The 21,350-nt window shown below is 72.6% G+C and carries 25 protein-coding genes and 1 pseudogene; 15 read left to right on the top strand and 11 right to left on the bottom strand.

The features are described from left to right. Positions 1–253 precede the first annotated feature (253 nt). The 3 genes from D1350_RS12820 to D1350_RS12810 are packed head-to-tail and all read left to right on the top strand — an operon-like array spanning position 254 to position 3,574. Complete coding sequence (locus D1350_RS12820; RefSeq protein ID WP_125776388.1) at positions 254–436, top strand: hypothetical protein; 183 nt, start codon at positions 254–256, stop codon at positions 434–436. A 49-nt stretch (positions 437–485) separates the two neighbouring features. Next, a complete protein-coding gene (locus D1350_RS12815) occupies positions 486–3,164 on the top strand; it encodes a DNA polymerase III subunit gamma and tau (protein WP_125776387.1) in 2,679 nt (892 codons plus the stop codon). Further along, the gene (locus tag D1350_RS12810) at positions 3,164–3,574 is read left to right on the top strand and encodes an NUDIX hydrolase (protein ID WP_125776386.1); all 411 of its coding nucleotides are present in this window, start codon (positions 3,164–3,166) and stop codon (positions 3,572–3,574) included. The genes D1350_RS12815 and D1350_RS12810 overlap by 1 nt, the downstream gene beginning before the upstream one ends. 5 nt (positions 3,575–3,579) lie before the next feature. On the opposite strand, the gene D1350_RS23760 is transcribed toward D1350_RS12810, so the two are convergent. Then, entirely contained in the window at positions 3,580–3,747 is a 168-nt protein-coding gene (locus D1350_RS23760) for a hypothetical protein (RefSeq protein ID WP_164545156.1), read from the bottom strand. Positions 3,748–3,806: 59 nt separating this feature from the next. Between D1350_RS23760 and D1350_RS12805 the strand changes: the two genes are divergently transcribed. The 3 genes from D1350_RS12805 to D1350_RS12795 are packed head-to-tail and all read left to right on the top strand — an operon-like array spanning position 3,807 to position 6,224. Then, positions 3,807–4,235, top strand: a complete 429-nt coding sequence (locus D1350_RS12805; protein WP_125776385.1) for a MarR family winged helix-turn-helix transcriptional regulator — start codon at positions 3,807–3,809, stop codon at positions 4,233–4,235. Continuing rightward, positions 4,232–4,624 carry a VOC family protein gene (locus tag D1350_RS12800; RefSeq protein WP_125776384.1) on the top strand — a complete coding sequence of 131 codons (393 nt, stop codon included), beginning with the start codon at positions 4,232–4,234 and terminating at the stop codon, positions 4,622–4,624. The genes D1350_RS12805 and D1350_RS12800 overlap by 4 nt, the downstream gene beginning before the upstream one ends. A gap of 34 nt (positions 4,625–4,658) precedes the next feature. Further along, positions 4,659–6,224, top strand: a complete 1,566-nt coding sequence (locus D1350_RS12795; protein WP_125776383.1) for a serine hydrolase domain-containing protein — start codon at positions 4,659–4,661, stop codon at positions 6,222–6,224. Here D1350_RS12795 and D1350_RS12790 read toward each other — a convergent pair. After that, positions 6,217–7,008, bottom strand: a complete 792-nt coding sequence (locus tag D1350_RS12790) for a GNAT family N-acetyltransferase (RefSeq protein ID WP_125776382.1) — start codon at positions 7,006–7,008, stop codon at positions 6,217–6,219. The two genes, D1350_RS12795 and D1350_RS12790, sit on opposite strands and share 8 nt — an antisense overlap. Positions 7,009–7,079: 71 nt before the next feature. On the opposite strand from D1350_RS12790, the gene D1350_RS12785 reads away from it, so the two are divergent. Next, positions 7,080–7,898 (top strand): nucleotidyltransferase domain-containing protein, encoded by an 819-nt coding sequence (locus D1350_RS12785; RefSeq protein ID WP_125776381.1) that lies wholly within the window; start codon positions 7,080–7,082, stop codon positions 7,896–7,898. A 22-nt stretch (positions 7,899–7,920) separates the two neighbouring features. Here the strand turns inward: D1350_RS12785 and D1350_RS12780 are convergent, their stop codons facing one another. From D1350_RS12780 to D1350_RS12770, 3 genes are read right to left on the bottom strand one after another with little or no spacing between them, the layout of a single operon-like run. Further along, complete coding sequence (locus tag D1350_RS12780; RefSeq protein ID WP_125776380.1) at positions 7,921–8,475, bottom strand: hypothetical protein; 555 nt, start codon at positions 8,473–8,475, stop codon at positions 7,921–7,923. Positions 8,476–8,517: 42 nt separating this feature from the next. Continuing rightward, positions 8,518–8,859 carry a type II toxin-antitoxin system PemK/MazF family toxin gene (locus tag D1350_RS12775; protein ID WP_240644073.1) on the bottom strand — a complete coding sequence of 114 codons (342 nt, stop codon included), beginning with the start codon at positions 8,857–8,859 and terminating at the stop codon, positions 8,518–8,520. Beyond that, positions 8,856–9,113 (bottom strand): ribbon-helix-helix protein, CopG family, encoded by a 258-nt coding sequence (locus D1350_RS12770; protein WP_125776378.1) that lies wholly within the window; start codon positions 9,111–9,113, stop codon positions 8,856–8,858. Before D1350_RS12770 ends, D1350_RS12775 begins: the two co-directional genes overlap by 4 nt. 62 nt (positions 9,114–9,175) lie before the next feature. On the opposite strand from D1350_RS12770, the gene D1350_RS12765 reads away from it, so the two are divergent. After that, positions 9,176–9,754 carry an NADAR family protein gene (locus D1350_RS12765; protein ID WP_125776377.1) on the top strand — a complete coding sequence of 193 codons (579 nt, stop codon included), beginning with the start codon at positions 9,176–9,178 and terminating at the stop codon, positions 9,752–9,754. On the opposite strand, the gene D1350_RS12760 is transcribed toward D1350_RS12765, so the two are convergent. Next, a complete protein-coding gene (locus D1350_RS12760) occupies positions 9,747–10,373 on the bottom strand; it encodes a TetR/AcrR family transcriptional regulator C-terminal domain-containing protein (RefSeq protein ID WP_276313736.1) in 627 nt (208 codons plus the stop codon). The genes D1350_RS12765 and D1350_RS12760 overlap by 8 nt on opposite strands. On the opposite strand from D1350_RS12760, the gene D1350_RS24910 reads away from it, so the two are divergent. Next, positions 10,285–11,343 (top strand): DUF2306 domain-containing protein, encoded by a 1,059-nt coding sequence (locus tag D1350_RS24910; RefSeq protein WP_420807808.1) that lies wholly within the window; start codon positions 10,285–10,287, stop codon positions 11,341–11,343. The genes D1350_RS12760 and D1350_RS24910 overlap by 89 nt on opposite strands. 483 nt (positions 11,344–11,826) lie before the next feature. On the opposite strand, the pseudogene D1350_RS24905 reads toward D1350_RS24910, so the two are convergent. The 3 genes and pseudogenes from D1350_RS24905 to D1350_RS12740 form a co-directional block, all read right to left on the bottom strand. Beyond that, a pseudogene (locus tag D1350_RS24905) lies at positions 11,827–12,693 on the bottom strand (DUF6596 domain-containing protein); the annotation flags it as partial. Then, complete coding sequence (locus tag D1350_RS12745) at positions 12,694–13,050, bottom strand: YciI family protein (RefSeq protein ID WP_125776375.1); 357 nt, start codon at positions 13,048–13,050, stop codon at positions 12,694–12,696. Further along, on the bottom strand, positions 13,047–13,436 hold the full coding sequence (locus D1350_RS12740; protein ID WP_125776374.1) for a YciI family protein: 390 nt from the start codon (positions 13,434–13,436) through the stop codon (positions 13,047–13,049). Before D1350_RS12740 ends, D1350_RS12745 begins: the two co-directional genes overlap by 4 nt. Before the next feature lie 119 nt (positions 13,437–13,555). On the opposite strand from D1350_RS12740, the gene D1350_RS12735 reads away from it, so the two are divergent. The 3 genes from D1350_RS12735 (at position 13,556) to D1350_RS12725 (ending at position 16,674) form a co-directional block, all read left to right on the top strand. Then, complete coding sequence (locus D1350_RS12735) at positions 13,556–14,599, top strand: phosphotransferase family protein (RefSeq protein WP_125776373.1); 1,044 nt, start codon at positions 13,556–13,558, stop codon at positions 14,597–14,599. Between the two features lie 75 nt (positions 14,600–14,674). Then, complete coding sequence (locus tag D1350_RS12730) at positions 14,675–15,598, top strand: ABC transporter ATP-binding protein (protein WP_125776372.1); 924 nt, start codon at positions 14,675–14,677, stop codon at positions 15,596–15,598. Then, positions 15,595–16,674 (top strand): ABC transporter permease, encoded by a 1,080-nt coding sequence (locus D1350_RS12725; RefSeq protein WP_125776371.1) that lies wholly within the window; start codon positions 15,595–15,597, stop codon positions 16,672–16,674. The genes D1350_RS12730 and D1350_RS12725 overlap by 4 nt, the downstream gene beginning before the upstream one ends. 16 nt (positions 16,675–16,690) lie before the next feature. Here the strand turns inward: D1350_RS12725 and D1350_RS12720 are convergent, their stop codons facing one another. Further along, positions 16,691–17,260, bottom strand: coding sequence for a DUF5063 domain-containing protein (locus D1350_RS12720; protein WP_125776370.1), 570 nt, complete (start codon positions 17,258–17,260; stop codon positions 16,691–16,693). 63 nt (positions 17,261–17,323) lie between these two features. Next, the gene (recR, locus tag D1350_RS12715; RefSeq protein WP_125776369.1) at positions 17,324–17,923 is read right to left on the bottom strand and encodes a recombination mediator RecR; all 600 of its coding nucleotides are present in this window, start codon (positions 17,921–17,923) and stop codon (positions 17,324–17,326) included. A gap of 54 nt (positions 17,924–17,977) precedes the next feature. Here recR and D1350_RS12710 point away from each other — a divergent pair, with 54 nt between their 5' ends. From D1350_RS12710 to D1350_RS12700, 3 genes are all read left to right on the top strand, one after another. Then, positions 17,978–18,751 (top strand): TSUP family transporter, encoded by a 774-nt coding sequence (locus D1350_RS12710; protein ID WP_125776368.1) that lies wholly within the window; start codon positions 17,978–17,980, stop codon positions 18,749–18,751. A gap of 84 nt (positions 18,752–18,835) precedes the next feature. Further along, positions 18,836–20,149, top strand: coding sequence for an aspartate kinase (locus tag D1350_RS12705; RefSeq protein ID WP_125776367.1), 1,314 nt, complete (start codon positions 18,836–18,838; stop codon positions 20,147–20,149). Position 20,150: 1 nt separating this feature from the next. Then, the gene (locus tag D1350_RS12700) at positions 20,151–21,254 is read left to right on the top strand and encodes an aspartate-semialdehyde dehydrogenase (RefSeq protein ID WP_125776366.1); all 1,104 of its coding nucleotides are present in this window, start codon (positions 20,151–20,153) and stop codon (positions 21,252–21,254) included. Positions 21,255–21,350 lie beyond the last annotated feature (96 nt).

The raw sequence follows: 21,350 nt of genomic DNA, 5'->3' as shown, positions 1-21,350 counted from the left end.
ACACGAGAGACCTCCGTTGGTCGAGCAGGTTCCTAGACAGCTCCCACTCGACCCGGAGGTCTCTCGCTATGTCAACAACGTCCCGGGTCAGTACAGCTAGCTCGACGCGGGAGCCCGCAGGCCACCTGGCCTGCGGGCTCCCGTCGTCGTGGTGGTCGACGCGCGACCAAGAATGTCCGAGTCCGATGAGTTCAAGGGATATGTCATGAGTACGAGATCCTCACGTTTCCGACCTGCAGTTTCTGCTCTCGTCGTGTTCTTCGCTGCAGCCCTCGTCGGTGCTGGACTGCTCGTATGGACCGGCTATGTGGCAGACGCGTCGGGCGGCTCTCTACCCACCTGGCGTTTCGTGGTTCCCTGGGCGGTCTTTTTCGGCGGTGTTCTGGGGACCGGCGCGTCGGGCATCGTCGTACTGGTCAAGCTGCTCAGGTCCTAGGAGCGCCTGAGCAATCCGCGTGTCAGTCAGGCCGTCTATCGTTGCGGGGGTGAGCACCGCCCTCTACCGCCGCTACCGGCCCGAGACGTTCGCCGAGGTGATCGGCCAGGAGCACGTCACCGGTCCCCTGATGCAGGCGCTGCGGACCGGGCGCGTGAGTCACGCCTACCTGTTCTCCGGGCCGCGAGGCTGCGGCAAGACCACGTCCGCGCGGATCCTGGCCCGCACGCTCAACTGCGCGCGCAACACCCCCGAGAAGCCGCTCGACCTGCCGTGTGGGGAGTGCGACTCGTGCGTCGAGCTGGCGCGCGGCGGCTCGGGCTCGCTCGACGTGGTCGAGATCGACGCCGCCTCGCACGGTGGTGTGGACGACGCTCGGGACCTCCGCGAGCGGGCCACGTTCGCCCCGGCGCGCGACCGCTACAAGATCTTCATCGTCGACGAGGCGCACATGGTGTCGCCGGCGGGCTTCAACGCGCTCCTCAAGATCGTCGAGGAGCCGCCGCCGCACATCAAGTTCATCTTCGCCACCACCGAGCCGGACAAGGTCATCGGCACCATCCGGTCGCGGACTCACCACTATCCGTTCCGGCTGATCCCGCCCGACGTGCTCGGTCCGTACGTGGAGCAGCTCTGCGTCGCCGAGGGCGTCGAGGTCGGGGCCGGGGTGGTGCCCCTGGTCACCCGGGCGGGCGGCGGCTCGGCTCGCGACACCCTGTCGGTGATGGACCAGCTCATCGCCGGTGCCACCGAAGGCATCGTGGACTACGACCTCGCCGTGGGGCTGCTCGGCTTCACCCACGCGTCGCTCCTCGACGACGTGGTGGACGCGCTCGCCGCCCGCGACGGCGCCTCGATCTTCCGGGTGGTGGACCAGGTCATCGCCACCGGTCACGAGCCGCGCCGGTTCGTCGAGGACGTGCTGGAGCGCCTGCGCGACCTCATCGTGATCTCGGTCTCGGGCGACGAGGCCGACGCCGTCCTGCGCGGCGTCCCTGCCGACCAGCTCGAGCGGATGGGGGTCCAGGCCTCGCGGATGGGGATCGCCGAGCTGTCGCGCGCGGCCGACCTCGTCAACACCGCCCTCACCGAGATGACCGGCGCCACGTCGCCGCGGCTGCACCTCGAGCTGCTCTGCGCGCGGCTCCTGCTGCCCGGCGCGGACGACGGCGCGGCGGGGCTGGCCGCCCGGATCGAGCGGTTGGAGCGCGGCGGTCTTGTCGCGGGGTCCGCAGGCTCTGCAGGTCCTGCCGTGGCTTCTGGTGGGGTCGCACCCGGGGCGGACGAGGGCACAGCCTCGGCGTCGAGCGGCCTCTCCGGGGCGGCTGCCGCGCGTGCAGCGCTGGAGGCACGGCGCGCGGCGCGCGGCGGTCAGGCCGTCGCGGCTCCGGCCCCGGTCGCGGCTCCCGCCCCGGTCGCGGCTCCCGCCCCAGTCGCGCCCGCGGCGCCTGTGGCGACCCCCGATCCTGCTCCGACGGCGGAGCCCCCGATCCCCGCGCCCGCCGTCCCTGAGCAGCGCGAGCCGGTTGCTGCCGCCCCCGAGCCCGAGCCCGAGTCCGAGCGTGCTGCCGCGGCACCCGCCACCGGGGTGACCACCGAGGTGGTGCGCCGGCGCTGGGACGAGGTGCTCGGCGCGCTGGCGAGTGCTCGCGTGACGTGGTCGCTGGTAGGACCCAACGCCCAGGTCGCGGCGCTGGAGGGTGGGGTTCTCAAGCTGGCGTTCGCCACGGAGGGCATCGCCCGGGCCTTCTCGAACCCGCGGCACGTGAGCGCCGTCGAGGACGCGGTCTATCAGACGCTCGGGATCACCGTGAAGATCGAGGCGATCGTCGGCGACGTGCCGCCCCCCACGGGTGGTGGTGGGTCCTCGGCGCCTGGCGGTACCCCGGCGCCCGGTGTGCCCGCCGCCTCGGGCTCGGACAACACCAGCTCGGGCTCAGGACCCGCCTCTCCGGGACCGGGCCGTCCCGCGACCCCTGCGGCGGACACGGCCTGGCCGGAGGTCGCGCCGCCCGGCGGGAACGGCGCGGGCGCCGCCGTCGCCCAGGCCACCGTGTCGGCCCCGGGAGTGTCGCCGGCGCAGGGGGCAGGTCGCGGCACGCGTGCGACGGTGTCCGTCGCGTCCGCGCCAACCCAGGTCTCTGCACCGGTGCAGGCCTCGGCCTCGGTCGGGTCCGCCGTCGCGGTCGCTGATCGCCCGGGAGCCCCGGAGCGCCGGACGGAGGTGGCCGGGACGCCGTCGGCCGCGACGGTGGCCGACGAGGCCTGGCTCGCGGGTGTGTCACTGACGGAACCGCCCCCGGACTATGACGACGCACCCGAGCCCGCGCCGGTCTTCGACGAGCCCGCGGAGGTGCCCGCGCCCCAGGAGACGCGACCGGCTGCGGCGAGCCCCGGTCCGGCCGGTGCGGCTGGTCCGGCGCCTACGAGCACCGCCCCCGCCCCTGCCCCCGCTTCCGGCGGCGGTGCCGCGCGCGCCCGCGAGGTGCTGCGTCAGGCCCAGCAGCGCGGAGCCGAGGCGGGCGGCGCGAGCGCGGCCGGGAGCGGCGCGGCCGGGACCCGGACGCACGGGGCGGCCGGGACGACGTCGGGCGGCGGGGTCGAGCCTGACTACGACGAGTCGTCCGTGGACGACCCGGACATCGCCTCGAACGGGCTGATGGGCGTGCCGCTCGTGGTGCAGGTTCTCGGGGGCACCGTGATCGACGAGATCGTCGACCAGGGCTGATGAGTGTGCCTGTGACGACGCTGCGGATCGTCGCGGCCGTGGTGGTGCGCCCGGACGGGCGGCACCTGCTGGTGCGCAAGCGTGGAACATCGGCGTTCATGCAGGTGGGCGGCAAGATCGAGCCGGGTGAGGAGCCTCTGTCGGCGCTCCTGCGGGAGTTCGAGGAGGAGGTCGGGATCGTGCTCGATCCCGCGGCCGTGGAGCCGCTCGGGCGCTTCTCCGCCCAGGCGGCGAACGAGCCCGACCACGAGGTCGACGCCTACGCCTACCTTGTGCGTCTCGGCGACGGTGTCCAGGTCGAGGTCCGGGCCGAGCTGGAGGAGCTCGTGTGGATCGACCCGGCCGCGCCGGTGACGAGCCACCCCGTCGCGCCGCTGTCACTCGACCTCCTCGCCGCGGCCGGTCACTGAGCCGCCTACTCGCCCGCCCGGTACCGCGCCACGCGCTCGGCGCGCTCCCGCTCGAGCCGGCGGCGGGGGTCTGCGTCGCCGGACAGCTGGGCCGGCCCGGCCACGTGCAGCAGCAGCCAGTTGAGCCGCCAGGTGAACCGGTACCAGAGGGTGAGGCCGTCGCGGTCGCGCATGCCGTCTCCAATCAGTTTGTGTACCAACAGTTTGTACCCCAACTGATAGCCTGGTCAACATGACCGATCTCCTCGCGCTCGACCGTCAGGTCTGTTTCGCCCTGGCGGTGGCCTCGCGGAGCGTCAACGCGCTCTACCGCCCCCTGCTGGAGCCGCTGGGCCTCACGCACCCGCAGTACCTCGTCATGCTGGCGCTGTGGGAGCGGTCGCCGCTCTCGGTCAAGCAGCTCAGCGGGCTACTGCAACTCGACCCCGGCACACTGTCCCCCCTGCTCAAGCGGCTGGAGGCTGCCGGGTACGTGGTGCGGCGGCGCGACCCGCGCGACGAGCGCGCCCTGGCCGTCGAGCTCACGGAGACCGGCCGGGACCTGCGGGAGCAGGCGCTGGCCGTCCCGCCCGCGATCATGGCGCGCCTCGGCATGTCCGTGCCCGAGCTCGAGGCGCTGCACCGCAGCCTGGGCCGCGTCATCGCGGCGGTGGCGGGATGACGCGCGGCGCGCTCCACCACGTCGAGCTCTGGGTCCCGGACCTGGTCCGGTCCGAGCGGTCGTGGGGCTGGCTCCTCGCCAGCCTCGGCTACGCGGAGCACCAGCGCTGGGAGCACGGCGTGAGCTGGATCCTCGGCGGCACGTACGTGGTGGTGGAGCAGAGTCCGGCGCTGACGTCGTCGGACCACGACCGCACGCGGCCCGGGCTCAACCACCTCGCGTTCCACGGCGGCACGCGCGAGGAGGTGGACGCCCTCGTCGAGGCGGCGCCCGCCCACGGCTGGGCGCTGATGTTCGCGGACCGGCACCCGCACGCCGGTGGACCCGACCACTACGCGGCCTATCTCGCTGACGAGGACGGGTACGAGGTGGAGGTCGTCGGGGGCTGACAATGGGCCCGACCATCACTCAGAGAGGATCGCGATGACGCGCAGCCTTCCCCGTGCCACCCCCGAGTCCCAAGGTCTCGACCCGGCCGCCGTGAGCCGGCTCGTCGCCGGCCTGGACGGGCTCGAGGACGTGCACAGCTTCATGCTCCTCCGCCACGGCGCGGTGGTCGCCGAGGGCTGGTGGGACCCGTACGGCCCGGACCTTCCCCACGTGATGTTCTCCGTGAGCAAGAGCTTCGCGTCGACCGCCGTGGGGCTTGCCGTCCACGAGGGACTGCTCTCCCTCGACGACCGGGTGATCGACCACCTTGCCGCGGAGGCGCCCGCCGAGCCCTCCGAGAACCTCGCCGCCATGCGCGTGCGCCACCTCCTCACCATGACCTCCGGCCACGCCATGTCCACGATGGAGGCCGTCGACACGACCTCGATCGGCCGCGAGGGCGGCGACTGGGTGCGCCAGATCCTCGCGATGCCCGTGGACCTGGAGCCGGGTTCGCGCTTCGTCTACAACACGGGCGCCACGTACCTCGCGGGCGTGATCGTGCAACGGCTCACGGGGCAGCGCCTCGTCGACTACCTGCGCCCCCGCGTGTTCGACCCGCTCGGCATCACGCGCGCCACGTGGGAGCAGGACCCGGACGGCCTGGACGTTGGCGGCTACGGCCTGTCGGTGACCACGGAGGAGCTCGCCGCCTTCGGGCAGCTCTACCTGCAGCGCGGGGAGTGGGAGGGCCGGCAGCTGGTCCCCGCCGAGTGGATCGACGAGGCCACGTCGGCACAGGTCGTGAGCGAGCATCCCGACTGGCCGGAGTGGCGGCAGGGCTACGGGTACCAGTTCTGGCGCTCGCGCTTCGGGGCGTACCGCGCCGACGGCGCGTTCGGCCAGTACGCCGTCGTCTGGCCCGAGCACGACCTCGTCCTCGCCATCACCTCGGGCATCCAGAACCTGCAGTCCGTCCAGGACGCCGTCTGGGCGGCGCTCCTGCCGACGCTCGACCCGGGGGCCGCGGCCGAGGCGGGCTACGCGGTGCCCGACGCCGAAGGCGCCCCGGGGTCCCCGCGAAATGCCGCAGCGAAGCCAGGCATTTCGTGGGGTGGGGGTGCCGGTCCCGCACCTTCCGGCCCCGCCGCGCCTCGTGAGGGAGTCACCTGGGACGTCGCCCTCCGCGTCCCCGAGGGCGCTGCCGCCTCGCCCCTCGAGGAGTCGGTGCTCGGCGTCACGTACGAGCTGGCGGAGAACGACGAAGGCCTCCGGTCGCTCACGATGACGCGCGACGGCGAGCGGCTCGTTCTCGCCCAGGACGTCCGCGGGACGGTCCGGACCGCAGCCCTGGCCCACGCTGCGTGGGAGGTGGCCGACGCCTCGCTCGCCAAGGGGCCGGTCCGCCTCGCATCGGCCTACGCCTGGGCCGACGACACGACGCTCAGCCTCCGGATGGTCGACACCGGTTCACCGTTCGGGTGGACCATCCAGCTGCGGTTCGACGGCAGCGGTGCGTCGGTGGCCGTCCTCCACGACCAGAACGTGTCCTTCGGCGGCGAGACGCGCCTGCTCGACACGACGGGCACGGCGACCACCGCGACCACGACGGCTAGCTGAGGGACAGCACGTACGGCGTCGTCGTCGAGACCTGGTGCAGCCCGGCACGCTCCAGCACCGGCCGGGAGTCGCGGGACGCGTCGACCCGGAGGTACGGGTGGCCGGCGTCGAGCGCAAGGCGCGCCCGGTGCGCCACCGTGGCCCGGTAGAGGCCACGGTGGCGCCAGCCCGGGTGCGTCGCTCCGCCCCAGAGGCCGCCGAAGTCGGTGCCCTCCACCAGGCGCAGCCAGGACCCGCACAGCGCCGGGCCGTCGCGCGACTCCTCCACGAGGCATCCCATCACCAGGTCCGGGCGGGCGCGCATCTCGGCGCGGAAGTGCTCGGAGACGGCGCGGGAACCGGGCCACACCAGCTCGTGCAGGTCGGCGAGGCGGTCGACGTCGGCGTCGTCGTCCACCGCACGGACCGTGAGCCCGGACGGGAGCGGCGAGGCCACCTCCACGACGTGCGCCGTCTCGCCGAGGATCAGCGCCTCGTCGTCCTCCGGCACAAAACCGGCCGCGACGAGGAGCATCCCCAGGTCGGCGGGCTCGTCGTAGGCGTAGGTCTTCCACTCCACCGGCTGGCCGCGGTCGAGGAAGAAGTCGCGCTGGCGGGCGATCGTGGCGGCAGGGTCGTCACCGAGGCCCTCGGGCGACTCGACGTACGCGGTCCGGACGCCCACCTCGGCGGGGTAGTGGCGGCGCACGGGCCCGTCGTGCTCGACGACGTCGCCCTGGTCGGCGTCGCGGTCGGCCAGCCGGACCTGCTCGTGGAAGGCGGCGCGAAGCTCTTCGAGGGTCATCTGCCGAGCCAAGCAGACAGGTGCCGGGGCGCGACACCTGATTCTTGGTGGGGAACGGCTACCGTCGTGGCGTGCGCAGCATCCCCGGCTCGATGGACCCCGCGGTGGTCGCCGCGATCGACGACAGGCTCGACCGTGTCGAGTCCGACCACGGCGTCCGTGTGCTCTGGGCGATCGAGAGCGGGAGCCGGGCGTGGGGATTCCCCTCGCCGGACTCCGACTACGACTGCCGCTTCCTGTACCTCCATCGGGTCGAGGACTACCTGGGCCTCCGTGCCCGCCGCGACGTGATCGAGACGCCGCTCGACAAGGTGTTCGACGTCAACGGCTGGGACGTCCGCAAGGCGCTCGCGCTCATGGTCAAGGGCAACGCGACGGTGGGGGAGTGGCTGAGGTCGCCGATCGTGTACCGGGGCGACGCCGCGTTCCGCGACGAGCTGCTCGCCGTCGCCGACGACGTCGTCGACCGCGCCGCGCTGGTGCGGCACCACGTGCACGTCGCGCGGAACAACCTCGGGCTGCTCGACTCGAGCGGTGCCATGAAGAAGTTCTTCTACGCCCTGCGGCCCGCGGTCACGCTGGTCTGGCTGCGGGAGCACGAGGAGGCGGCGGTGCCGCCCATCGACTTGGGCACTCTCCTGGTCGAGGTCACGGCGCCCGACGACGTCCGGGCCGCCGTCGCCAACCTTGTCGCCACCAAGTCGCGCACCCGGGAGATGGGGACCGCGCCCGTGCCCGGGCTGCTGCGGGCGTTCGTGGACGCCGAGCTGGAAGCGGCGGAGGCATCGCTGCCCGGCCTGGAGTCCGCGCGGGAGGACCCGTCGCGCGAGCGGGAGTGGGCGCGCGCGGAGGAAGCGTTCCTGAGCCTGCTGGAGCGGGCGGTGGACTGAGGTCACCCAGCTGTCGTCGGTGTCAGGCCGCTGTGGTGGGTGGTTCGACGGCCTCGGGGAACCCGAGGGCGTCGAGGAGGTCGAAGAAGATGTCGTCGCCGCCCTGCTCGGAGCGCATCACGTTCTCGATGGCTGGCTCTGTTGTGTCTCCGTAGCCGGCTCTGCGGGCCCAGGCAAGAGCCCCCGTGACGGTCCGAGGCAGCGATTCCTCGAGCTGTGCGAGGACGCTCGGGTCGCCTTCCTCATCCGCGGCTGCCGTCCACATGCTGATGACGCCGTCCCAGCAGACGCTCTCCGCCTCCGGGCCGCCGGGAGCTGCGCCGTCGACGACGGCGAGGTCGCTGTCCATGATCCACGCCACGCAGGCGGGAGCCCCCGTCCAGGTCGCGAGTGCTGCGACCTCCTGCTGTCGGAAGTCCAGGCCGAAAACTTGGAGCGTCTGCCAGCCACCGGGGCGCGGCCAGAGGTCATGGATGTCCACGTGGCGCCCAGTCTGGTTCGCCAGCTGAGCGAAGATCGGCGCTTCGCGCAGCGGACGGTCGCTGCGGCCGAAGATGTAGTGGCCGGTGAATCCCATGCCGCGCACCCTAGATGGGACCGCTGACATGCCACGATGACGTCAGACGCCGAGGGTGAGCCGGAGGCCTTCGTCGATCTCGTCGACGAGGTACGTCGGCAGGCTGCCCACCTGCGAACCGAGGTGTTCCTTCGACAGGGTGACGATGCTGGTCAGGTTGACCGCGGAGTCCTTTGGCAGGCCTGACGCGGATGCCGACACGAACACGTTCCCGGGGTGCTCTGCTACCTGGGTGTTCGACGTGATCGCAGCGACGACCACGGTGGCGATACGGCTCGCGTTGAACCGGTCGCTCGAGATGACGACTACCGGGCGGTGCTTCGCCGGTTCACTGCCGCGAGCGGGGCCGAGGTCGGCCCAGTGGACGTCGCCCCGGCGGATCACCACTCGTCGTCCGCGGTCAGTCCAGCCAGGTGTGCCCGCCCGAGCTCGGCGAACTCGCGCGACTCAGCCTCTACGGTGTCCCCTCCGCGCTCGAGGGCCTCGTTGATGCGAAGCGTCAGGTCGTGTTCGTCGAGCTCGTTGATGTAGTGCTCCGCGGCGCGCGCGAAGAACTCGGAGCGGCTCATCCCGAGCGCCTTGGCGCGTGACTCGATGCGCTTGAACGTCGCATCCGGTACGGAGATGGCTGTCTTCATGATTCGAGTATGACTCGGTTATACCCGCGCGGCAAGGGACGAGCGGCTGGCACACTCCACGCATGAGCTCGCCTGCCACGCCCGCCCAGGCCCGGTCCGTCGCCGACCTGATCGCCCTCGTCGACGCCGGCGTGCTGGTGAAGTACCTGCACTTCTGGGGCCACCAGCCTGAGCTTCATGGTGGGCCGGGCCGAGGGTGCCTGAGCCAGTGGTGGCCGTCGACCTTCACCGTCGACGGGATCCCGTACGCCACCGCCGAGCACTGGATGATGGCGGAGAAGGCGCGGCTCTTCCGGGACAAGGACGCGGAGCAGCAGGCGATCGACGCGCCCAACCCGGCACTGGCCAAGGCGGCAGGCCGGACTGTGAAGGGTTTCGACGAGGCGGTCTGGCAGCGCGAGCGATTCGAGATCGTGGTGCGGGGGAGCGTCCACAAGTTCTCGTCCGACCCAGGATTGCGCGACTACCTGCTGCGGACCGGTGACCGGGTGCTCGTCGAGGCGAGCCCGCGGGACCGGGTGTGGGGAATCGGCATGGGAGCCACGAACGACGATGCCGAGAACCCGTCCGCCTGGCGCGGCCTCAACCTGCTGGGCTTCGCCCTCATGGAGGCCCGTGCCTGGCTCCGCGCGATCACGTGAGGCTGGCCCCCTGGCCCGAGCCTGGCTCGAGGTACCGTTCCAGGCCGTCGAGGAGGCGTTCGAGGCCGAACGAGAAGTGGTCCCGGAGCAGTGCCGATTCCTGGAAGTGCCCTTCGGTGACGAGGTCGGCGAGGGCGGGGAACCGCTGCATGGCGCCGTCGTCGGCGAGGAAGGTGAACCAGAGCGGGTCTTCTTGGCCGCCGTGGAGCTCGGGTCGGACAGCGCCGCCGACGTAGTTGTTGACTGCCATGACCGAGGCGAGGCTGAGGTCGGTGGCGAAGCCGGATGCGCCGACCGCGCGCATGGCGGAGTCGAGCCAGCCGGCCTCGCCGGGTCCCAGGACGTGGTTGACGGTGGCGAGCGGGAGCGCCCAGGGGTGGGCGAGGAACAGGTCGCGGACGGCGTGGGCCCATGCGGTGAGCGCGGCGCGCCAGCCTTGGTCGGCCGGGAGGTCGGGGGGTGTGCTCATGATCGAGTCGTACATGAGGGCCACGAGCTCGTCCTTGCCCGGGACGTGGCGGTAGAGGGACATGACGCCGCTGCCGAGGCGTTCGGCGAGGTGCTTCATGGAGACTCTTGGGAGTCCTTCGGCAGCGGCGATGGCGACGGCTTCGGCCACGATGCGCTCGCGGCTGAGTCCGGCGGGTCGGCCGCGCCCGGGCCCGGCCGGGTTGCCCCACAGCAGTTCGTACCCGCCTTGTCCCACTGGTGCCTCCCGCTCCGTTCTCAAACCGTCTGCAGCCTACGTGGTTGGCCGTGCCGGACGGGTCCGTCACGTGCGCGTATGCTGTACGCTAATTAGCGTAGCGCGTACGCATCGGTATCGGCCGGTGCCACTGCAGCGATCGGAGAACACCGTGGCAACCTCCCCCGTCCTCACGCGCCCCGAGCCCGAGTCCCCGCCGGCCGAGACCAGGCCGAAGTGGTACCGCCGCCCGTGGATCGTGCCGCTGTTCGTCATCGTGGGACTCTTCGTGGCCCTGCGCCTCCCCGACTACCTCGCCTTCGACACCAGCCGGTCCCTCGTCCCGCTCCAGGAAGCCTTCCCCGAGACGCACTACCTGATGCTGACCGGGCACATCCTGTTCGGCTCGATCGCGATCATCACCTGCTCCCTGCAGGTATGGCCGTGGCTGCGGCAGCACCACCCGAAGGTCCACCGCATCTCCGGCCGCGTGTACGTGTTCGCCGGGGTCATCCCCTCAGGGCTGTTCGCCCTGGTCGTCGGCGTCATGACCGTGATCGGCCCCGCGGGCAAGATCGGCAACGTCCTCCTGGCGGTCCTGTGGCTCGGCACCACCGTCGCCGGCATCGTCGCCGCCCGCCAGCGCCGGTACCAGGATCACCGGCGGTGGATGATCCGCAGCTTCGCCCTGTGCACGTCCATCGTGGCCAACCGGGTGTGGGTGACCCTGCTCGTGCTCGGGCTCATGCCCTTCCTCGACACGTACTACGGTGGTGAGATGGACCTTCTGATCCAGGACGCGGCGCTCGCCTCGATCTGGATCAGCTGGATCGTCAACCTGATGATCGCGCAGTGGTGGCTCGACCGGAAGCCGCGCCGCGGCAAGAGCCGGGTCCGCGCCTGAGCCCAGCTCCGCCCGCCGCGCCGCGAGGTACGCCCGCTCCCGTTCGTGGCCGCACAGCGCCAGGGCGCGGTCGTACTCGGTGCGGGCCTCGGCGGGCCTCTCGAGCCGGGCGAGCAGCTCCGCGCGCACGGCGGGCAGCCGGTGGGACCGGGGGAGGAGCGGGTCGAGCCCGTCGAGCAGCTCCAGCCCGGCCTCGGCGCCGGACGCCTCCGCCACAGCGACCGCCCGGTTCAGCCGCACCACCGGTGACCCCGTCAGCTCCTCGAGCTCCGCGTACGAGCCCGCGATGCGGTCCCACCGGGTCGCGGCCGCGGTGGGCGCGACGGCGTGCTCCGCCGCCACGAGCGCCTGCAGGAAGTACTCCCGGGCGAGGCGCGCCTCGGCGGGGTCGGCCCCGGCGTCGGCCCCGGCGCGAGCGTCGGCCCCGGTGCCACCCCCGAACACCTCCCCCTCCCGCTCGACCAGCGGCGTGAGCACCTCCAGCGCCTCGGCGATCTCGTCGTGCCGCCAGAGCGACCGGTCCTGGTCGGGCAGGAGCACGGGCTCGCCGTCGGCCCCGGTGCGGGCGCCGCGGCGGGCGTGCTGCAGCAGGACGAGGGCGAGCAGCGCGTCCAGCACCGGCCGGCCGGGCAGCAGGGTACGCACGACCCGGACCAGCCGGACCGCCGGCTCGGCGAGCGACGCCCGCAGCACCTCGTCCCCCGAGCCGGGTGCGTAGCCCGCGGTGAACGCCAGGTAGGCGACGGACGCCACCACGGCGACCCGCGCCCCCAGCCGGTCGGGTGCAGGTACGGCGAGGGGCGCCCCGACAGCAGCGAGACGTCGCTTCGCCCGGGTGAGCCGAGCGGCCATCGTCGGCTCTGGCACGAGGAAGAGCCGCGCGACCTCCGCCGTCGGCACGCCGAGCACCAGGCGCAGGGACAGGGCGGCCGCAGCCTCCGGCGCGAGCGCGGGGTGCGCGCACAGCAGCACCAGACGCAGGAGGGCGGCGTCGTCCGGGTCCACACCGGGGACCACCACACGCGGCCCGACGGCGGACCGGTCGCCCGGGTGCACCGGCTCGTCCATGGTCTGCTGCGCGCTCAGGCGCAGCTCCTCGGCCACGACGAGCAGCGGCTCCTTCCGCGCGGCGACCGCCTCGGCCCGGAGCCGGTCGAGGATGCGGCGCCGGGCGGCGGTGAGCAGCCACGCCGCGGGGTTGGCGGGCGCGCCGTCGGGCCAGGTGCGGGCCGCGGCCTCGAAGGCGTCGGCGAGCCCGTCCTCGGCGAGGTCGAGGCGCCGGTACCGCGCGACCAGCAGGGCCAGGACATGGCCCCACTGGTCGCGGAAGGCGGTCTCGACCGGGGTCACTCAGCCCTCGAACCCCTCGATCGTCACCACCGGCCGGATCTCGATCGTGTACGACGCCGGAAGCAGCGCGCACAGGTCGGTGACGATGTCCAGGTTGTCGGCGTCGAGGAGGTAGAAGCCGCCGATCTGCTCCTCCGTCTCGGCGAACGGCCCGTCGGTGAACGTCACCCGCCCGTCGGTACGGCGCAGGGTGGTGGCGGCGTCCGGCTCGGCGAGGGCCTCTCCGGCGACCATCGTGGCGCGCTCGCCGACGGCCTTGGAGAACGCACTGTGCGCGTCGAAGTACGTCTGACGCACCCCCTCGGTGGCCGCCGCCCAGATGCCGGGCTTCTCAGCCGTGAGGACCAGATATCTCATCGGGTCGCCGCAGCCGCGTCGTCCGTGCTCGCCGCGCCGTCCGACGGGTCCCCCCTGAGGCACTCGCGCACCTCGACGCCGGCAGAGCCCGCGATCAGGGCGCAGATCTGCAGGAGGTCGTCGAGGTCGTCGGTGTCGACGACGTAGAACCCCGTGAGCTGCTCCACGGACTCCGCGTAGGGCCCGTCGGTGACGGAGCCGTCGGCGCGCACCACCTTGGCCTGCGACGACGGCGCGAGCTCCGCGCCCCCGGTGATCTTGTGACCGCGCTCCGCGAGCGCGCGCGAGAACTGGGTGTGCTTGCCGTAGACCGCGGCCCGCTCTTCGTCGGTGGCGTCCAGCCACGGCTGCTCGTTCCCGGGCAGAAGGACGACGTACTCGGTCATGGTTCCTCCTCGGTGGACCTGAGGACCGGTCGGCCCTCACCACCATGACGGGTGACGCCGAGAAAATCGACAGGAGCGCCGAACTTCCGCCCGGGGAGGTATGGCGGCAGGATGAGCCGATGCGCAGCCCCACACAGCAGGACCTCCAGCCGGAACAGGTGTCCCGTCTCGTCCGCGACACGGTCGGCGCCGAGCCGGTGCGGTGCACCGAGCTGGCGGGCGGCGGGTTCGCCGCGGTCTGGCGTGTGGACCTGGCGGAGCCGGTCGCCGTTCCGGGCGCCGAGCCGTCGTCGGCCCTCGTGCTCAAGGCGGGCCCGCCGCCCGGCACCCCGCTGCTCACCTACGAGGCCGACCTGAGCACCGCGGAGGGCGAGTACCTCGACCTCGTCGCGGCGGGCGCGCCGGAGGTCCCGGTGCCGCGGGTCGTGGCGCGAGGGTCCGCCGCCGACGGCGCGCCGGACGGCCTCGGGACGGACTGGTTGCTCACCAGCTTCCTTCCGGGCACGTCGCTCACGGACCTGCCGGCGGACGCGGCGGGGCCGGTGCGCCGCGACGTGGGGGCGGCGCTCGCGGCGGTCCACCGCATCAGCGGCGACCGGTTCGGCTACAGCGGTGCCCGCCCGCACGGCGCCACGTGGGGTGCGGCCTTCGCCGCGATCCTGGGCGCGCTGCTGTCCGACGCCGAGGCGTGGGGCCTCCCGCCGGCTCACGTCGAGGAGGGGCGGGTCCGGGCGGCGCTCGACCGGCACGGCCCCGTGCTCGACGCGGTGGACCGGCCGGCCCTGCTGCACTTCGACCTGTGGGACGGCAACGTGCTGGTGCTCCCCGGGGGCCGAGGCGAGGGGCAGCGGATGTCCGGGCTCGTGGACGGGGAGCGATACCTGTTCGGCGACCCGCTGGTGGACCTCGTCTCTCCGGTGCTCTTCGGCAGGATCGAGGACGTGCCGGACCACCCGGTGCTCCGGGGGTACGCGGAGGCGGCCGGGGTTCCGCCGGTGCTCGACGCGTCGGCACGCACCCGGCTCGGGCTCTACCGGGTGTGGCTCTACGTGCTCATGCTCGCCGAGATGCCGAGCCGCGGGATGGACGGGCCGGAGCACGACGGGCGCCGTGAGCACGTCGCGCGCCTCCTCGACGAGGAGCTGACCCGGCTGGGCGCCTGAGGTGGGCGCTGACCTGCACCAAGATCATCCTGTGGGCTGACGGGCGGCGAGGACGGCGGCGGCTACTCTCGCCGCATGGTCAATGAAGGTGGCGGGATCCGCGCGCAGGGCGTGCGGCGGGCGTTCGGCATCGTTCAGGCCGTGGCTGATGTGGACCTGGTTGCCGAACCGGGTCGTGTCACCGCGCTGATCGGGCCCAACGGCTCGGGCAAGACGACTCTTCTGCTCATGCTCGCGGGGCTGCTGCAGCCCGACGCGGGGAGCATCCGGATCGGCGGGTTCGACCCGGTGACGGAGAGCTACGCGGCGCGCTCGCGGACCGGCTGGATGCCCGACGTGTTCGGCACCTGGGACTCGCTCACGGCGCGCGAGGTGCTCACCACGGTGGCCGCCGCGTACCGGATGGACCCGGCGGCCGGCGAGGCGCGGGCGGCGGAGCTGCTGACGCTCGTGCACCTCGGCGACCTCGCCGACGCGCCCGCGCACGTGCTGTCCCGCGGTCAGAAGCAGCGCCTGGGGCTGGCCCGGGCGCTCGTGCACGACCCCGAGGTGCTGCTCCTGGACGAGCCGGCGTCGGGCCTCGACCCCAGGTCCCGGGTGGACCTGCGGATCCTGGTGCGGCAGCTGGCGGCGTCGGGCAAGACGGTGCTGGTGTCGTCGCACGTGCTGACCGAGCTGGACGAGATGGCCGACGACGCGGTGTTCATCTCGGGTGGCCGCACGGTCGCCACCCAGTCCGTGACGGGCGCGACGGGCGAGGCGCGGGAGTGGCGCGTCACCGCGCTGGACCCCGCTGTGCTGACGACCTGGCTGGACGGCGCCGGGCTGACGTACCGGACGGAGGACGGCGGCGCCGTCGTCGTCCGCCTGGCCGGGGACGCGGCGGCGGCCACGCTGCTGCGCGACGCCATCACGGCGGACGTCCCCGTGGTGAGCCTCGCCCCCGCGGGCGGCGTGCTGGAACAGGCCTACCTGGCCCTCGAGGAGGAGCGGCGATGAACGTGGAGACTGCCCGCGGCACCTGGTCGGTCACGTGGCACGGGCTGCGTACCGTCGCCCTGCTCGAGCTGCGGCAGCGGCTCCGGTCCACGCGGTGGAAGGTCGCGCTCACGGTGTGGTTCGTCGCGGTGGGCGGCATCACCGCGCTGACCTCGGGTGCGCTCCCCCTGTACGGCGGCGGTGACGACGCCGGCGGGATGATCTACACCATCGTCGTGTTCTTCGTGCTGTTCCTCGGCCTGCTGGTAGCACCGGCCCTGACGGCCGCGTCGATCAACGGAGACCGGAACGCAGGGACGCTGGCCACTCTCCAGGTGACGCTGCTGACGCCCGCCGAGATCGTGTTCGGCAAGCTGCTCGCGGCGTGGGCCGCCGCGCTGGCGTTCCTCGTCGTGAGCGTGCCGTTCATCGTGTGGGCGCTGCTCGAAGGTGGCGTGGAGCCCTTCTCGATCGTGACGACCATGCTCATGCTGGCGCTCGTGCTGGGCGTGGTGTGTGCCATCGGCCTCGGCTTCTCGGCGCTCGTCAGCAAGTCTTCGGCGTCGGCCGTGCTCACCTACCTGACGATCGGCACCCTCACCGCGGTGCTCCCGGTCGTGTTCGGGCTGCTCGTGCCGCTGACGACCACGCAGGACGAGGTCCGGGTCTGGGCCGTGCCGCACGGCTTCGACTGGGCGGTTGACGAACGCCCACCGGAGTGCGAGTGGCGCACGGAGACGGAGCACGTGTGGCACAGCGAGCGGACGTGGTGGCTCCTGGCGCCCAACCCCTTTGTCGTGGTCGCCGATGCGCAGCCGCTCGGGGACCCCGACGACCAGGGGAGCCCGCCCAGCGGTCTGAAGGACCTGCAGTACGGCGTGCGGTACGCGCGCACGGGCCCGTCCCTGGAGATGGACTACTGCGGAGGGCTGGACCGGGCGCCCTCGCCGGTCGAGGAGGTGGAGCCCACCGACGCGATGGTGTGGCCCTGGGGTCTGGGCCTGCAGCTCCTGCTTGCCGGGGGAGGGGTCGTGGTGGCCGTGAACCGGCTGCGCATCCCGCAGCGCGTGCTGCCGCAGGGGACGCGGGTGGCCTAGCTCTCAGCCTCGGCCCTCAGGCGTGGAGGGCGTCGTACTCCGCCTCGGTGGCGACGTCGTCCTCCACGTCGAGGCGCAGGTGTGCCAGGACGGCCTGGAGCACCCGCAACGCCGAGGCGGCGCGCTCTCCCCACAACGAGAAGTAGGAGAACTGCCACCACCACAGGGCCTCGAGCTCGTGGCCGCCGTCGAAGTGCTGCAGGCCCTTGGCGACGGCCTCGGTCACGCAGGCGAGCTCGCCGGAGAGGGTTGTGCTCTCCACGTCCGGGCCGAGCACGGGGTCGACGACCTCGAAGTACTCGTCGAAACCGTCGAAGATCTTGCCGAGCGCCTCGCGCAGCGGGTCCATGTCGGTGTCGGGGCCGGCGTCCGGCTCGAACCGCTCCAGCGGCACCACGTCCACGATCGCGGCCAGGCGCGCTCCGGCGGACAGAAGGTCTGACGTCGCGAGGATCAGCAGGGGCAGCTCCGCCCCCGGCAGCGCCCCGGCCGCGACCTGGGTCACGGTGCTCAGGAACGTCCGCACCTGCCCGGACACCTGGTCCGCGACCTCCTGGAGGTCATCGCCTGCTGCGATCTCGCTCACCTGGACCACCCTGCCCGTCTGTCGTGTCGGTGCCGTGCTCTTTCTCGTGATGCCGTAGGCCGGTCAGCCGCCGACGACCCTGCGCCCCTCGAACGCCCGGCCGAGCGTGACCTCGTCCGCGTACTCCAAGTCTCCCCCGACGGGCAAGCCGGAGGCCAGCCTCGAGACAGTGATACCGATCGGGCCGATGAGCCGGGCAAGATAGGTGGCCGTCGCCTCGCCCTCGACGTTGGGGTCCATCGCGAGGATGACCTCCTTGACCGCGCCGTCGGCCAGCCGGGTCAGCAGCTCCTTGATGCGCAGGTCGTCCGGGCCGATGTTCTCCATCGGGTTGATGGCGCCACCGAGCACGTGGTACCGCCCGCGGAACTCCCGGGTGCGCTCCACGGCGACCACGTCCTTGGGCTCCTCGACGACACAGATCACCTCGTCGCTGCGCCGCGGGTCCAGGCAGACGCGGCACCGCTCGGCCTCCGCGACGTTGCCGCACAGCTCGCAGAACCGGACGCGCAGCTTCACCTCGGTCAGCGCGTCCACGAGCCGCTTCACCTCGTGGCCCTCCGCGGCGAGCAGGTGGAACGCGATCCGCTGCGCGCTCTTGGGGCCCACGCCGGGTAGCCGGCCGAGCTCGTCGATCAGGTCCTGGACCGCGCCTTCGTACACGGCCCCCAGCCTACGGGCCGTCACCCACAGCCGTGCGTGGGGGAGGATGCCCCTGTGCTCGAGCTCGACGTCCTGACCATCGTCCTCCTCCTCCTCGCGGGTCTCGCCGCCGGCTGGGTCGACGCCGTGGTGGGCGGGGGCGGGCTCATCCAGCTGCCGGCGCTCCTCCTGGTCCCCGGGATCACGCCGGTCCAGGCCCTCGCCACCAACAAGCTCGGCAGCATCATGGGCACGTCCACGAGCGCGATCACGTACTACCGGCGGGTCCAGCCCGACCTGCGCACAGCCGCCCCCATGGCGGTCACGGCGCTCGCGGGCGCCGTCGGCGGGGCCGCGCTCGCGTCGCGGATCCCGTCCGAGCTCTTCACGCCGATCATCCTCGTGGTCCTGGTCGGCGTGCTGCTGTGGACGCTCCTGAAGCCGAGCGTCGGTGCCCACGACGACCTGCGCTGGGTGGGCAACGGCCACAAGCGGATCGCGGCGGCCATCGGCCTGGTGATCGGCTCCTACGACGGGCTGCTCGGGCCGGGGACCGGGACGTTCCTCGTGATCTCCCTGGTGAGCGTCCTCGGGTACTCCTTCCTGCCGGCGTCGGCCATCGCGAAGATCGTGAACTTCGCGACCAACGCCGGCGCCCTGATCTGGTTCGTGCCCAGCGGGGCGGTCATCTGGGGCCTCGGCCTGGGGATGGGGGTGGCCAACCTGGTGGGGGCGTACATCGGGGCCCGCATGGCGGTGGCACGCGGCTCACGCTTCGTGCGCGTGGTGTTCGTGCTGGTCGTGGCCGCGCTCGTCTGCAGGTTGGGATGGGACGTCCTGACGCGCTGAGCGGGTCGTACCATCGACGGGCAAGCACACGCACCCGGCGGGCCGTTGAGAGAGACGGAGGCCGGCGACAGATTGGTAGCGAGCATGGCACTTGTCGTGCAGAAGTACGGTGGATCCTCGGTGGCGGACGCGCACAGCGTCAAGCGGGTCGCCAAGCGGATCGCCGAGGCCAAGCGGGCGGGGAACGACGTCGTGGTGGTGGTCTCCGCCATGGGCGACACCACCGACGAGCTCCTCGACCTCGCGCAGCAGATCACCCCCCTCCCGCCGCAGCGGGAGCTCGACATCCTCCTCACGGCGGGCGAGCGCATCTCCATGGCGCTCCTCGCGATGGCGATCAACAACCTCGGGGTCAAGGCGAAGTCCTTCACGGGCCAGCAGGCCGGCGTCATCACCGACGCCGTGCACGGCCGGGCCCGCATCGTCGACGTGGTGCCCCACCGCATCCGCGAGACGATCGAGAAGGGCCAGGTGGCGATCGTCGCCGGGTTCCAGGGCGTCACGACGGAGACCAACGACGTCACCACGCTCGGCCGCGGCGGCTCCGACACCACGGCCGTGGCGCTCGCGGCGGGCCTGGGCGCGGACGTCTGCGAGATCTACACGGACGTGGACGGCGTGTTCACGGCTGACCCGCGCATCGTCCCCGCGGCCCGCAAGATCGACCGCGTCACCTACGAGGAGATGCTGGAGCTGGCGGCCAGCGGCGCCAAGGTGCTGGCCCTGCGCAGCGTGGAGTACGCGCGGCGCTACGGCGTCCCGGTGCACGTGCGCAGCTCGTTCAGCGCCGCGTCCGGCACCCTCGTCACGGCCGCCGAGGCCGCTCACACGCCGGTGCCCGGCGTCATCGTCACAGCTCCCCAGGAGGATGCAGCAGTGGAAGCCCCCATCATCTCCGGCGTGGCGCACGACCGGTCGGAGTCCAAGATCACCGTCGTCGGCGTCCCGGACGTGCCGGGTACCGCTGCGCGCATCTTCGAGGTCGTCGCCGGAGCCGGCGCGAACATCGACATGATCGTCCAGAACGTGTCGGCGGCCGCGACCGGCCTCACCGACATCTCGTTCACGCTGCCCGACGGCGACGGCCCGGGCACCATGGCGGCGCTCGCCGGCGTACAGGCCGAGATCGGCTTCGCGTCGCTGCAGTACGACGACCAGATCGGCAAGCTGTCGCTCGTGGGCGCCGGCATGCGGTCGCACCCGGGCGTCTCGGCCCGGCTCTTCGGCGCGCTGCGCGACGCCGGGATCAACATCGAGATGATCTCCACCTCGGAGATCCGGATCTCGGTCGTGACCCGCGAGGACTCGCTGGACGACGCGGTGCGCGCCGTCCACAGCGCCTTCGGGCTCGACACCACCGACGGCGAGGCCGTCGTCTACGCAGGGACGGGGCGCTGACATGGTCGAGGTGAGCTCTGTAGGGGTCAACGTCGCGGTCGTGGGTGCGACCGGTCAGGTCGGTGCGGTCATGCGCCGCCTCCTGGAGGAGCGCGAGTTCCCCGTGGCGTCGGTCCGGTTCTTCGCGTCGTCCCGGTCCGCCGGGACCACGCTGTCCTTCGCGGGCTTCGACGTGCCGGTCGAGGACACGGCGGCCGTGGCCACCGACGACCTCGCCGACATCGACATCGCCCTCTTCTCCGCGGGCGGGTCCACGTCCCGCGAGCACGCGCCCCGGTTCGCGGAGGCGGGCGCCGTCGTGGTCGACAACTCGTCGGCCTGGCGGCTCGACCCCGAGGTGCCGCTCGTGGTCTCCGAGGTCAACCCGGAGGCGATCGGCGACGCGGTCAAGGGCATCGTCGCCAACCCGAACTGCACCACGATGGCCGCCATGCCCGTGCTCAAGCCCCTCGCCGACGCGGCGGGCCTCGAGCGCCTGAAGGTCGCCACCTACCAGGCGGTCTCCGGCTCCGGCCTCGCCGGCGCGGAGGAGCTCGAGGGCCAGGTCCGCGCCGCCGTCGGCCAGGACACCCTGGGCGGCCTGGTGCACGACGGCGGGGCGGTCACCTTCCCCGACCCCGTCAAGTACGTGGCGCCCATCGCGTTCAACGTGCTGCCGCTGGCCGGCTCCCTCGTGGACGACGGCTCCGGCGAGACCGACGAGGAGCAGAAGCTCCGCAACGAGTCCCGCAAGATCCTGGGCCTGCCGTCGCTGGCCGTGGCGGGCACCTGCGTGCGGGTGCCGGTCTTCACGGGCCACTCGCTCGCGATCCACGCCGAGTTCGCCCGGCCGATCTCGCCCGAGGAGGCCCGCGCGCTGCTCGAGGGCGCGCCGGGCGTGGCCCTCGCCGACGTGCCGAACCCGCTCCTGGCGGCCGGTGCGGACCCGTCGTTCGTGGGCCGGATCCGGACGGACCAGTCGGTGCCCGACGGGCGCGGCCTGGTGTTCTTCGTGTCCAACGACAACCTGCGCAAGGGCGCGGCGCTCAACGCCGTGCAGATCGCGGAGCTCGTGGCCGCCGACCTCGCGGAGCTGAGGGCCCTGGAGGCCGTCGACGCGGAGTGACGCGCCGCTCGCCCCCCGCTCGTCCGAAGCTCCCCGGTGAATGCACCGGGGAGCTTCAGACGTCTCCGGGGTGATGGGGCTTGCGCGCGCCCGTGG

Origin of the sequence: Antribacter gilvus, from assembly GCF_003946865.1 — a bacterium.
GTDB classification, from domain to species: Bacteria; Actinomycetota; Actinomycetes; order Actinomycetales; family Cellulomonadaceae; genus Antribacter; species Antribacter gilvus.
Note: the sequence above shows the minus strand (reverse complement) of the source record. Positions and strands in the feature narration are given on the sequence as shown.